Here is an 11,707-nt window from a genome sequence, read left to right on the forward strand (position 1 = left end):
TGTGCGCATGTTTGCGGACAGCCAAGGCTGTCCGCTTTTTTTTGAGGGGTAGCGCACCCCGCCGACAGATGATTTTCAGGACCGTGGCACATGCTTGAGCATCCGCTACAACGCTTCTTCAAATCCTTGCGCGAACGTCCGGTGTTCGGGTGGGAGCGCTATCAGAAGCGCGACGTGTTGGTGATTGATCACCCGCTATGTCAGGCGGTGTTCAGTCGTCAGGGCGCGCAGTTGCTGCACTTCCAGCCCAAGGGCCAAAAGCCATGGCTGTGGTGCGCGGCGAAGTGGCCGCAGGTCGGCGCGATTCGCGGTGGCGTGCCGGTGTGCTGGCCGTGGTATGGCCGACATCCGAGCGAAAACGCGTGGCCGTCCCATGGTTGGGCGCGCTTGCTCGACTGGAAACTGATCGACAGCAGTAGCGATGACGATGGCGTGCGTTTGCATTGGCAGCTGGAGTTGTGCGACTGGCAAGTGGACCTGCATGCGCACTTGGGCGAACGCATGGATTTGCGCCTGAGTACCGAGCATCAGGACGACATGCCGTGCCAGTTGAGTCAGGCTTTGCACGCTTACTGGCGTATTGGTGATGTCGGTGAGGTAGCGCTGTCTGGGCTCGAAGGCGCGCAGGGTTACGACCAGTTGAACCGGCAGGTTTGCCAGCAGGAAGGCGAGTTGCGTGTGGACGGTGGTTGTCAGCGGGTGTTCCAGCATGACGGCGAATTGCAGCTCAATGACCATGCCTGGGATCGGGCGTTGTGCATCGATACTGGCGATACGGCTGACACGGTGGTCTGGCATCCGGGCTCACGGCCGCTGCTGGGGGTGAGCTGGAACGAGATATCCGAATTCGTATGCGTGGAGGCTGCCAGTGGTGGCACCGACAGCCTGTGCCTGAAGCCGGGGGAGCGGGCGCATTTGAGTTTGCAGGCGCGGGTAGGCGCTTAATTTTGTTGTGTTGCGGGTATCGCCATCGCGGGCAAGCCTTGCTCCTACAAAGTTGAGGTTGCCCGCCGAATTCGCGGACGACTTAAAACTGTAGGAGCAAGGCTTGCCCGCGATGGGGCAGGATCAGTCAGCGGAGATTTCGGATCAATTGAACTCGTCGCCCACCGGATACCGGCTCGCATTCAAACTCTCTTTGATCTTGCGTAAATGCGGCTGGAAATCCACCCCGCGGCGCAAGGTCATGCCGGTGGCGAGCACATCGAGCACGGTCAATTGAATGATCCGCGAAGTCATCGGCATGTAGATGTCGGTGTCTTCCGGCAGCGGAATGTTCAGGCTCAACGTACTGGCCTTGGCCAACGGTGAATTCTCTGCGGTCAAGCCGAGTACCGAAGCACCGTTCTCCCGGGCGATGCGTGCCACTTCCACCAGTTCGCGGGTGCGACCGGTGTAGGAGATGATCACGAACAGCTCGCCGGTATGCGCCACCGAGGCAATCATGCGCTGCATCAGTACATCGGCATGGGCGGTGACGGCCAGGTTGAACCGGAAGAACTTGTGCTGCGCATCCAGCGCCACCGGGGCCGAGGCACCGAGGCCGAAGAAGTGGATTTGCCGGGCCTGGATCAACAGGTCGACGGCGCGGCTGATCAGGTTCGGGTCCAGAGCCTGCAAGGCGCTGTCCAGGGACGCGATGGCGCTGCCGAAAATTTTCTTGGTATACGCTTCTGGATTGTCGTCAGCTTCAACCGCCCGGCTGACATACGCAGCGCCGCTGGCCAGGCTCTGGGCCAACTGCAGCTTCAGCTCGGGGTAGCCACTGACACCGAACGAACGGCAGAAACGATTGACCGTCGGTTCGCTGACCGAAGCGGCCTGGGCGAGGGCGGCAATGCTGAAACGAGTGGCCTGCTGCGGGTTGAGCAGGATCACCTCGGCGACTTTGCGTTCGGCCTTGTTCAGCTCTTCAAGGCGACTCTGGATCTGTTCCAGTAAATTTCGCACGCGGTCCATATGAGTATCCTTGATTCACCTGCGCCGATAAGCGCGCGGCTAATGCAAAAAGGGCCTTTGGTGAGGCCCGTAACGGTGGCCTATCCTACTGATGGCTCCGACCGACCACCACTCGGAATCTGTATTTTGCGGAAATGTTGTGTTTATTACTACATTTTCCCTTGAGTGATGCCTTGAAAAAAGGTATTTGTAGCTTAACTTGATAAAAGAACAAACATCATGCTCTCGATTACGGTTGAACCGTGCACCTTTGCCTTGTTCGGCGCCCTTGGCGATCTGGCCTTGCGCAAGCTGTTTCCCGCTCTGTATCAACTCGACGGCGCCGGCCTCTTGCATGAGGACACGCGGATCATCGCGCTGGCCCGCGAGCCTGGCAGCGAGCAGGAGCACCTGACGTTCATCGCCTCCGAACTGCGCCGCTACGTCGGTGCCAAAGAGCTGGACGAAGCTGTGGTCGAACGCTTCCTCGCGCGCCTGACTTACTTGCACGTCGATTTCCTCAAGTCCGAAGACTATGTCGCCTTGGCCGAAATGGCCGGCAGCTCGCAGCGGGTCATCGCCTACTTTGCGACCCCGGCTGCCGTTTACGGTGCGATCTGCGAGAACCTGGCGAAGGTCGGCCTGGCGGAAAACACCCGCGTAGTGCTGGAAAAACCCATCGGTTCGGACCTGGAATCCTCGCGCAAGGTGAACGACGCCGTTGCCCAGTTCTTTCCGGAAAACCGCACCTACCGTATCGACCACTACCTGGGCAAAGAGACGGTGCAAAACCTGATCGCCCTGCGTTTCGCCAACAGCCTGTTCGAAACCCAGTGGAACCAGAACTACATCTCCCACGTGGAAATCACCGTGGCCGAGAAGGTCGGGATCGAAGGCCGCTGGGGTTACTTCGACAAGGCCGGTCAGCTGCGGGACATGATCCAGAATCACCTGCTGCAATTGCTCTGCCTGATCGCCATGGACCCGCCGGCCGACCTGTCCGCCGACAGTATTCGCGACGAGAAGGTCAAAGTACTCAAGGCGCTGGCGCCGATCAGCCCGGAAGGCCTGACCACCCAAGTGGTGCGCGGCCAGTACATCGCCGGTTATAGCGAAGGCAAAGCGGTGCCGGGCTACCTGGAAGAACCGAATTCCAACACCCAGAGCGACACCGAAACCTTCGTCGCCCTGCGTGCCGACATCCGCAACTGGCGCTGGGCGGGCGTGCCGTTCTACCTGCGCACCGGCAAGCGCATGCCGCAAAAACTGTCGCAGATCGTCATCCACTTCAAGGAACCGTCGCACTACATCTTCGCCCCTGAGCAGCGCCTGCAAATCAGCAACAAGCTGATTATCCGCCTGCAACCGGACGAAGGCATTTCCTTGCGTGTGATGACTAAAGACCAAGGCCTGGACAAAGGCATGCAGCTGCGCAGCGGTCCGTTGCAGCTGAATTTTTCCGACACCTGGAGCAGCGCACGGATTCCCGATGCCTACGAGCGGTTGTTGCTGGAAGTGATGCGCGGCAATCAGAACCTGTTTGTCCGTAAAGATGAAATCGAAGCCGCGTGGAAGTGGTGTGACCAGTTGATCGCCGGATGGAAAAAATCCGGTGATGCGCCCAAGCCGTACGCGGCCGGGTCCTGGGGGCCGATGAGCTCCATTGCACTGATCACGCGGGATGGGAGGTCGTGGTATGGCGATATCTGATTTGAAACTGCCTCAGGGTGTCAGCGCCCATGAGTTCAAGAGCCCGACGCTGCTGGCCGAAGGCCTGGCACTGAAGGTGGCCAAGCAATTGAGCGATGCGATCGACGTCCAGGGCACTGCGACCCTGGTGGTGTCCGGTGGCCGCAGCCCCGTGGCGTTTTTCCAGCATTTGGCCAAGCAGGCGCTGGACTGGTCGAACGTGGTCGTCAGCCTGGCTGACGAACGCTGGGTGCCGGTTGAGCACGCCGATAGCAATGCCGGCCTGATCAAGAAGTATTTGTTGCAAGGCCCGGCGGCCAAGGCGCAGTTTTTGAGCCTGTACAGCGCCGCCGCCAATCTCGATCAAGCCGCCGATCACGCCGACCGTTTGCTCTCCGAGCTGCCGGTGATCGACGTGCTGGTGCTGGGCATGGGCGATGACGGTCACACCGCGTCGTTGTTCCCTAACAGTCCCAACCTTGCCGAAGCCTTGCAGGCCGACGGCATTCGTCGCTGCTATCCAATGCTGGCGCCGACTGTGCCGCATCAGCGCCTGACCATGAGCCGCGCGCTGCTGGCCTCGGCCAAGCACAAGGTTCTATCGATTTCCGGTCAGTCCAAGCTGACCACACTGAATACCGCACTGGCCGGTGACGATGTCGCCGCAATGCCGATTCGCGCTTTTCTGCAACCCACGTTAGAGATTTACTGGTGCCCATGAGCCAAGGAACAGCCGCTATGACAAACCCATCCCCGACCGTTTCCATGGCGGATAAAGTTGCCCTGATCGACAGCCTCTGCGCCAAGGCGCGGATCCTGCCGGTGATCACCATCGCCCGCGAGCAGGACGTTCTGCCGCTGGCCGATGCTCTCGCCGCCGGTGGCCTGACCGCCCTGGAAGTGACCCTGCGTTCGCAGTTCGGCCTCAAGGCCATCCAGATCCTGCGCGAGCAGCGTCCGGAACTGATGACCGGTGCCGGCACCGTGCTCGACCGCAACATGCTGGCCGCCGCCGAAGCGGCGGGCTCGCAGTTCATCGTCACGCCGGGCATCACCCGTGACCTGCTGGAAGCCAGCGTCGCCAGCCCGATTCCTCTGTTGCCAGGCATCAGCAATGCCTCGGGCATCATGGAAGGCTATGGCCTGGGCTATCGCCGCTTCAAGTTGTTCCCGGCGGAAGTCAGTGGCGGCGTCGCAGCCATCAAGGCCCTGGGCGGTCCGTTCGGCGAAGTGAAGTTCTGCCCGACAGGCGGCGTAGGTCCGGCCAATATCAAGAGTTACATGGCGCTGAAAAACGTCATGTGCGTGGGCGGTAGCTGGATGCTTGATCCGGAGTGGATCAAGAACGGCGACTGGGCCCGCATTCAGGAGTGCACCGCCGAGGCATTGGCGCTGCTGGACTGATCGCTTCACCCGACACTTCGTTGTGTGTTCTACGGCTTTACGGTGCGCTTGGTCGGTGCACCGTTTTTTTTGCCTTGAATAAAGTGAGAGGGATTGTGGACCCGTCCCATATCCATGTGGGAGCGAGCCTGCTCGCGATAGCGGACTGTCAGTCACATCAATGCTGGATGTGCCATCGTTATCGCGAGCAGGCTCGCTCCTACAAGGGACATCATGCGATACATAGTTACCGCATCCCGGGAATCGACCAGTGCTAGCCTGCGTTCATCTTATGGAAGAGAGAACGTCATGGACGCCTACACCTCAGCAACACCCGTTTGCCTGCTTTCCCCGGAACAAATCGCCGGGCCGTATTTCCGCAATCCGAAACTGATCCGTCGCAACATCAGCGAAGGCGCCGATGGCATTCCGTTGATCCTGCGTTTGAACATCGTCGATGCCATGACCGGTCAACCGGTCACCGATGCGCTGGTGGACATCTGGCACTGCAACGCACGGGGGGCTTACTCGGGCTGGAGCAAAATCAATCCGGACCTGGAAGTCGACACGGGTGATATCGGCGCGATCCCGCGAACCGACGACGACACGTACTTGCGTGGCGGGCAGTTCACCGACAAATCGGGCAACGTGCGCTTTACCAGCATCTTTCCGGGCTTCTATGCCGGGCGCACGCTGCATATACATGTCGCCGTGCGAATCACCTCGGGCAACAACTATCTCCAAGAGCGGCACGTGGCCTGGGTGGGGCAACTGTACTTTCCCGAAGTGGCCTCGCGTTCGGTGCTCGGCAGCCGCCAATACAGTGGCCGGGCTACGACAGCATTAACCAATGAACAGGATTACTTTTACACCACCATGGGCGGAGAAGACTCGACCCTGAAGGTCCACACGCTGGGTCGAGACTCCAGTGAGGACGGACTGTTCGGGCAGATGACCATCGGTATCGACACCTTTGCGGTGTCGACGCAAATCAGGCCCGAGGACTTCGACAAATACACCGTGTGACGTCAGCTCAGTTCGATCAATGCCGTGGTCAAGCGCTTCATGTCGTCAGCAGTGGTGGTCAGCCCCGGTGTAATACGGATGCACGGGCCACACGCCGCGCCGCTGCGTACCACGGTGAACAGGTTGTATTCGTTGAGCAGTCGCTCGACCATCACGTGTTGATCGGCATGCGCGGTAAAACGCATCGCCGTGATGCCGCAATACAGCCGTGGATCGTCCGGGGTCAGGACTTCGATGCCCGGCACTTCGCGCACGGCTCCGACCCACAGGTTACGCAGGTAGTTGAGACGCGTGCCTTTAGCGGGCGAGCCACCCATGGCCCAATGCTCTTCGAGCACCAGTGGCAGGGTCAGCAGGGCGGGGATGTTCGGTGTGCTGTATGGCGTGCGGGCGCGGATGTCGGTGATCGGGAAATGCATTTCGCCCATGTCCGGGTCGATGTCCGCCAGGCGCTCGGGGGCGATGTAGAGAAAGCCCAGGGTCAGTGGCGCACCGATCCACTTGTGCAGGTTGTAGGCGGCAAAAGAGATGCCCAGTTCATCAAGGTTGAATTCGAACTGGCCGAGAGCATGGGCGCCGTCCAGTATCACGTCGATGCCGTGTTCCTTGGCCGCGGCGGCAATCGCCTGCACCGGCATCACCAGGCCGGTGCGGTGGGTGACGTGGGTCAGCGTCATCAGCTTGAGTCGCGGATAACGTGCGAAGGTCTCGCGATAGGTGGTCAGCAAACTGTCGAAACTGGCGGGATGCGTGTGATCGATCTCGATCACTTCGACATCGCGATGACGTGCCAACCAGCGCATGGCACCCTTTACCGTGTCGTATTCCAGATCGCAGATCAGCACCTGGTCGCCCGATTGCAGGCGGTTGTAGTTGCGGATCAGCGATTGCAAACCGTCCGTCGCGTTGCTCGTGAGGGCGACGCTCTCGGCGGGCACACCGATCAGCCCGGCCAAACGCGCGCGGATCTTCAAGTTGTCGCCTTGTTCGAAGCGCTGGCGCACATACACCGAATTACCGCGATTGATCAGCTCGATGTTGCGCTGATATTCCTCGACCACCGTGCGCGACATGCGCCCGAAGTAACCGTTCTCCAGATTGATCGGACCCGGTTGCTGGTCGTAGCGGTCGGCAAAGGTCCGCCAAAAGGCTTCATCACGGGCGCGGCGAGTGTTATCGGGCATGGGCTTACTCAATCAGGGGCGGGATGAGTGAATCAGTGGCGAGGTGCCGGTTTGCCATGCTTGGCCCGTAGCGGTTCGAGCAGTTCCGACAAGCCGTTGTGATCGATTTCCTGCATCAGGGCCAGCAAGCCACCGAGTTCACCGTGGGGAAAACCTTCCCGTGCGAACCAGTTCAGGTAGGGGCCGGGCAGGTCGGCAATGATCCGTCCCTTGTATTTGCCGAAGGGCATTTCTCGGGTGATCAGCAGTTCGAGCTTTTCAGGGTTCATCACTCAGTCGTCTTGAATCGTTGAGTCTGGAAAATACAGGCATTCTGCATGCAGGCCAATTGACAGATCATGCAAAAAAAACGGATACAGATTTTTTGAATGACATCAAGTATTTGAAAAATATAAGAAAATTAGTCGTCCTCAGTCTGGCATGCGCTCTGCAATAACTAAGTCATCTTTCATCCACCGCAAGGAATTGAAAAATGACCGACATGAATAAAGAAGCGATCTCTGTACTCAACGACCTGATTGAAACCAGCAAGGACGGTCAGGAAGGGTTCAAGACTTGCGCTGAAGACATCAAACACCCTGAACTCAAAACCCTGTTCGTGCAACGTTCCGCTGACTGTGCAGCCGCTGCTTCGGAATTGCAGAGTGCCGTGCGTTCGATGGGTGGCGATCCGGAAACTTCAACCAGTGTCAGTGGTGACTTGCACCGTCGCTGGGTCGATGTGAAGTCGATGTTTACCGGCAAGGACGAAGAGGCGGTGCTCAATGAAGCCGAGCGTGGTGAAGACCATGCGCTGAAGGCGTATCGCGACGCCATGGAGAAAATCAACAAGCACAACCTGGTAGGCATTCGTGACATCGTTGAGCGTCAGTACCACGGCGTGCAACGCAATCACGATCAGGTGAAAGCCCTGCGTAACCAGGCTCGCGCTCGTTCGTAAGCTTCACCGAAAACTTTGGGAGTGAGCCTGCTCGTGATGAAGGCCTGGCATTCAACATTGATGTTGAGTGAACTGGCGCTATCGCGAGCAGGCTCCCACATTGATTTTGGCAGGTCGTTTAACCGATGCTGATTTCCGGCAACTCGGTCAGCGTCACGCTCTGCTGTTTGCGCGGTGCCAGAATTTCCGCCTCACCATCCACCACCAATTCATCGCGCTGGTTGAATACGCGAGTGGCAATGCGCACGCGGAACTTCGGCAGTTTTTCGAGGATTTCCAAGCGCACTGTCAGGGTGTCGCCAATCTTCACCGGCTTCTGAAAACTCATCTGCTGACCGATGTAGATGGTGCCCGGCCCAGGCAACTCGCAGGCAACCGCAGCGCTGATCAGCGCACCGCTGAACATGCCGTGGGCGATGCGTTCCTTGAACATGGTGCTGGCGGCGTATTCGGCATCCAGGTGCACCGGGTTGTGGTCGCCCGACATCGCGGCGAACAACTGAATGTCACGCTCTTCGACCGTCTTGCTGAAGCTGGCGGTCTGGCCGACTTCGAGGGCTTCGTATGGGGTGTTGGTAACCTGGGTCATCTGTCTCAATTCCTGTGACGAATAAAAAATTTCACAAAAAACTATTCGGTTCGGTGTGGCCGGGGATTGCTCAGCGTCTGGTTGATCCAGGCCAGCACATCGGCGGTCACTTCATCGCGGTTGGTTTCGTTGAACAGTTCGTGCCGCGCCTGTGGGTAAATGGTCAGTTGCAGGCTCTGGCTGCCGGCCTCGCGCAAGGCGTGGGCCAGATCTTTCAGACGTTTGCCTTCGCTCACCGGATCACATTCGCCGCCAATCACCAGCAACGGCAGGCCGGGATCGATCTGAGCGAGATTGGACGCTTTGCTGATTTGCTGCAACCCGCCGAGTAAATCGATCCACAGTTGATTGGTGCAGCGATAGCCGCAGAGCGGGTCGTTGGCGTACAGATCGACTTCCGCCGGGTCGCGGCTGAGCCAGTCGAAACGCGTGCGCGCCGGTTTGAACTGTTTGTTGAATGAGCCAAACGACAGCCATTCGATCAGCGCACTGCGCCCCTTAGGCCCCTGGCGCAAACGTTCGAAACGGGCAATTTGCCGTGCCGCTCGATAAAGCGCCACAGGCTGGAAATTCGAACCGCTGAGAATGGCGCCGTGCAGGCTGGCGCTGTGATGCAGCAGATAAGCCTGGGCGATGTAGCTGCCCATGCTGTGGCCGAGCAACACGATCGGCACGCCCGGGTGCTGCTGGCCGATGTGCTGGTTGAGGCACGCCAGGTCGCCCACCACCTTGGCCCAACCGTCGGTGTCGGCGAAATGCCCCCGCGTCCCGTTTTCGGCAGTTTTGCCATGTCCGCGCTGATCCGGCGCATAGACACCGTAACCCTGATCGCAGAGTTTCTCTGCCAGACGCGCGTAGCGGCCGCTGTGTTCCGCCATGCCGTGAGCCAGCAGGATCACGGCCTTGAGAGTGCCTGCGGGCAGCCACTGGTTGACGAAGAGACGGCTGCGGTCACTGGTGGTCAGCCAGAAGGTGTCGTGGATCATGGCGATTCCTTTCCATGCAGGGGCGCGAGTTGGTTGCATTGTATAGCTCATTAAGTGACGGGCATCAGCCCACGCCACGGCAGGAAGATTCACGCGGTCAATGACGCCGTTACCCATATTTGCCTGATTCGCCATAGCTGCTAGTGTCCGTGAAGCTCCGCTTTCTGTTTTTGAAATGACAGATAAGCGGCCCCGGATAGGTTCAGGTAAAGAGGACAAGAACAATGCAACCTGATTTCTGGAATGACAAACGCCCGGCCGGCGTGCCCCTGGACATTGACGTCGCTGAGTACAAATCGGTCATTGAGGTGTTCGAGCGTTCCTGCAAGAAATTTGCTGACCGCCCGGCGTTCAGCAACATGGGTGTCACCCTGACCTACGCCGAACTGGAACGCTACAGCGCAGCGTTCGCCGGTTACCTGCAAGCCCACACCGACCTGGTGCCCGGGGATCGCATCGCGGTACAGATGCCCAACGTCCTGCAATACCCGATTGCCGTGTTCGGCGCTTTGCGCGCCGGGCTGATCGTGGTTAACACCAACCCGCTGTACACCGCGCGGGAGATGCGTCACCAGTTCAAGGATTCCGGCGCCCGGGCACTGGTGTACCTGAACATGTTCGGGCAGAAAGTCCAGGAAGTGCTGGCCGATACCGACATCCAGTACCTGATCGAAGCGAAGATGGGCGACCTGATGCCCGCCGCCAAAGGCTGGCTGGTCAATACAATGGTGAGCAAGGTCAAGAAAATGGTCCCGGCCTATTCCTTGCCCCAGGCCATGTCCTTCAAAAGTGCGCTGAGCATGGGCCGAGGTCTCGGGATCAAGCCGCTGAGCGCCGGCCTCAATGACATCGCCGTGCTGCAATACACCGGCGGCACCACCGGCCTGGCCAAGGGCGCGATGCTGACCCACGGCAACCTGGTGGCGAACATGCAGCAGGCGCGCGCGTGCCTGAGTCAGTTTGCGGCCGACGGTCAACCGCTGCTGCGCGAAGGCAAGGAGGTGATGATCGCGCCGCTGCCGCTGTACCACATCTATGCCTTCACGGCGAATTGCATGTGCATGATGGTGACCGGCAACCACAACGTGCTGATCACCAATCCGCGCGACATCGGCGGCTTCATCAAGGAACTGAAAAACTGGCGCTTCTCGGCGTTGCTGGGGTTGAACACGCTGTTTGTCGCGCTGATGGATCATCCCGACTTCAAGACCCTGGATTTCTCCAGCCTCAAGCTCACCAACTCCGGCGGCACCGCGCTGGTCAAGGCCACCGCCGAACGCTGGGAGCAATTGACCGGTTGCCGCATCACCGAAGGCTACGGCCTGACCGAAACCTCGCCGGTGGCCTGCACCAACCCGTACGGCGACCAGTCGCGCATCGGCACGGTCGGCCTGCCGGTGCCGGGGACCACGCTGAAAGTGATCAACGATGACGGCGTCGAGCAGCCGTTGGGCGAGCGGGGCGAGTTGTGCATCAAGGGCCCGCAGATCATGAAGGGCTACTGGCAGAAACCTGAAGCGACCAACGAAGTGCTGGATGCCGAGGGTTGGTTCAAGTCCGGCGACATCGCGGTGATCGATCCGGACGGTTTTGTGCGTATCGTCGATCGCAAGAAAGACATGATCATCGTCTCGGGTTTCAACGTGTACCCGAACGAAATCGAAGACGTGGTCATGGCCCACCCGAAAGTCGCCAACTGCGCGGTCATCGGCGTACCGGACGAGCGTTCGGGCGAGGCGGTGAAGTTGTTCGTGGTGGCCCGTGAGGCGGGAGTCAGCCTTGAAGAGCTGAAAGCTTACTGCAAGGAAAACTTCACGGCGTACAAAGTGCCCAAGCACATCGTGTTGCGTGAGTCGTTGCCGATGACGCCGGTGGGCAAGATTCTGCGGCGGGAGTTGCGTGATATTGCGTAGCAGGGCATAGCGTTCGAGGCGACATCAAAAGATCGCAGCCTACGGCAGCGCCTACACGG

The 11,707-nt window shown here is 59.3% G+C and carries 12 protein-coding genes; 7 read left to right on the forward strand and 5 right to left on the reverse strand.

The annotated features are described in order from the left end of the window. Window positions 1-90: 90 nt before the first annotated feature. A complete protein-coding gene (locus tag ACNYC6_RS19950) occupies window positions 91-945 on the forward strand; it encodes a D-hexose-6-phosphate mutarotase (RefSeq protein ID WP_419708822.1) in 855 nt (284 codons plus the stop codon). A gap of 144 nt (window positions 946-1,089) precedes the next feature. Here ACNYC6_RS19950 and ACNYC6_RS19955 read toward each other — a convergent pair whose 3' ends face one another. After that, complete coding sequence (locus ACNYC6_RS19955) at window positions 1,090-1,950, reverse strand: MurR/RpiR family transcriptional regulator (protein ID WP_173668879.1); 861 nt, start codon at window positions 1,948-1,950, stop codon at window positions 1,090-1,092. A gap of 228 nt (window positions 1,951-2,178) precedes the next feature. Here ACNYC6_RS19955 and zwf point away from each other — a divergent pair, with 228 nt between their 5' ends. The 4 genes from zwf to ACNYC6_RS19975 all read left to right on the forward strand — a co-directional run bounded on the left by zwf (window position 2,179) and on the right by ACNYC6_RS19975 (window position 6,036). Then, a complete protein-coding gene (gene zwf, locus ACNYC6_RS19960; RefSeq protein ID WP_419708823.1) occupies window positions 2,179-3,648 on the forward strand; it encodes a glucose-6-phosphate dehydrogenase in 1,470 nt (489 codons plus the stop codon). Next, a complete protein-coding gene (gene pgl, locus ACNYC6_RS19965; RefSeq protein ID WP_419708824.1) occupies window positions 3,635-4,348 on the forward strand; it encodes a 6-phosphogluconolactonase in 714 nt (237 codons plus the stop codon). The genes zwf and pgl overlap by 14 nt, the downstream gene beginning before the upstream one ends. A 17-nt stretch (window positions 4,349-4,365) precedes the next feature. Beyond that, window positions 4,366-5,031 (forward strand): bifunctional 4-hydroxy-2-oxoglutarate aldolase/2-dehydro-3-deoxy-phosphogluconate aldolase, encoded by a 666-nt coding sequence (locus tag ACNYC6_RS19970; protein WP_034150098.1) that lies wholly within the window; start codon window positions 4,366-4,368, stop codon window positions 5,029-5,031. Between the two features lie 288 nt (window positions 5,032-5,319). Beyond that, window positions 5,320-6,036: an intradiol ring-cleavage dioxygenase gene (locus ACNYC6_RS19975; protein ID WP_419708825.1), complete on the forward strand. Its 717-nt coding sequence runs from the start codon at window positions 5,320-5,322 to the stop codon at window positions 6,034-6,036. A gap of 2 nt (window positions 6,037-6,038) precedes the next feature. Here ACNYC6_RS19975 and ACNYC6_RS19980 read toward each other — a convergent pair whose 3' ends face one another. Next, entirely contained in the window at window positions 6,039-7,220 is a 1,182-nt protein-coding gene (locus ACNYC6_RS19980) for an aminotransferase class V-fold PLP-dependent enzyme (RefSeq protein ID WP_419708826.1), read from the reverse strand. 32 nt (window positions 7,221-7,252) lie between these two features. Then, entirely contained in the window at window positions 7,253-7,489 is a 237-nt protein-coding gene (locus tag ACNYC6_RS19985) for a DUF3820 family protein (RefSeq protein WP_003213031.1), read from the reverse strand. Window positions 7,490-7,692: 203 nt separating this feature from the next. On the opposite strand from ACNYC6_RS19985, the gene ACNYC6_RS19990 reads away from it, so the two are divergent. Further along, on the forward strand, window positions 7,693-8,160 hold the full coding sequence (locus ACNYC6_RS19990; RefSeq protein WP_338582579.1) for a PA2169 family four-helix-bundle protein: 468 nt from the start codon (window positions 7,693-7,695) through the stop codon (window positions 8,158-8,160). 118 nt (window positions 8,161-8,278) lie between these two features. Here ACNYC6_RS19990 and ACNYC6_RS19995 read toward each other — a convergent pair whose 3' ends face one another. After that, window positions 8,279-8,749 (reverse strand): MaoC family dehydratase, encoded by a 471-nt coding sequence (locus ACNYC6_RS19995; protein ID WP_419708827.1) that lies wholly within the window; start codon window positions 8,747-8,749, stop codon window positions 8,279-8,281. A gap of 41 nt (window positions 8,750-8,790) precedes the next feature. Continuing rightward, window positions 8,791-9,735, reverse strand: coding sequence for an alpha/beta hydrolase (locus ACNYC6_RS20000; protein ID WP_419708828.1), 945 nt, complete (start codon window positions 9,733-9,735; stop codon window positions 8,791-8,793). A 224-nt stretch (window positions 9,736-9,959) separates the two neighbouring features. Here ACNYC6_RS20000 and fadD2 point away from each other — a divergent pair, with 224 nt between their 5' ends. Next, on the forward strand, window positions 9,960-11,648 hold the full coding sequence (gene fadD2 / locus ACNYC6_RS20005) for a long-chain-fatty-acid--CoA ligase FadD2 (RefSeq protein WP_419708829.1): 1,689 nt from the start codon (window positions 9,960-9,962) through the stop codon (window positions 11,646-11,648). Window positions 11,649-11,707: the final 59 nt, after the last annotated feature.

Origin of the sequence: Pseudomonas sp. NFX224 (genome assembly GCF_048565165.1) — a bacterium.
In the GTDB taxonomy this organism is placed as follows: Bacteria; Pseudomonadota; Gammaproteobacteria; order Pseudomonadales; family Pseudomonadaceae; genus Aquipseudomonas.

Bases quoted from the DNA above. Each gene is read 5' to 3' on its own strand.
- ACNYC6_RS19950 (WP_419708822.1), top strand. From the start codon at position 91: ATGCTTGAGCATCCGCTACAACGCTTCTTCAAATCCTTGCGCGAACGT.
- zwf (WP_419708823.1), top strand. From the start codon at position 2,179: ATGCTCTCGATTACGGTTGAACCGTGCACCTTTGCCTTGTTCGGCGCC.
- pgl (WP_419708824.1), top strand. From the start codon at position 3,635: ATGGCGATATCTGATTTGAAACTGCCTCAGGGTGTCAGCGCCCATGAG.
- ACNYC6_RS19970 (WP_034150098.1), top strand. From the start codon at position 4,366: ATGACAAACCCATCCCCGACCGTTTCCATGGCGGATAAAGTTGCCCTG.
- ACNYC6_RS19975 (WP_419708825.1), top strand. From the start codon at position 5,320: ATGGACGCCTACACCTCAGCAACACCCGTTTGCCTGCTTTCCCCGGAA.
- ACNYC6_RS19980 (WP_419708826.1), bottom strand. From the start codon at position 7,220: ATGCCCGATAACACTCGCCGCGCCCGTGATGAAGCCTTTTGGCGGACC.
- ACNYC6_RS19985 (WP_003213031.1), bottom strand. From the start codon at position 7,489: ATGAACCCTGAAAAGCTCGAACTGCTGATCACCCGAGAAATGCCCTTC.
- ACNYC6_RS19990 (WP_338582579.1), top strand. From the start codon at position 7,693: ATGACCGACATGAATAAAGAAGCGATCTCTGTACTCAACGACCTGATT.
- ACNYC6_RS19995 (WP_419708827.1), bottom strand. From the start codon at position 8,749: ATGACCCAGGTTACCAACACCCCATACGAAGCCCTCGAAGTCGGCCAG.
- ACNYC6_RS20000 (WP_419708828.1), bottom strand. From the start codon at position 9,735: ATGATCCACGACACCTTCTGGCTGACCACCAGTGACCGCAGCCGTCTC.
- fadD2 (WP_419708829.1), top strand. From the start codon at position 9,960: ATGCAACCTGATTTCTGGAATGACAAACGCCCGGCCGGCGTGCCCCTG.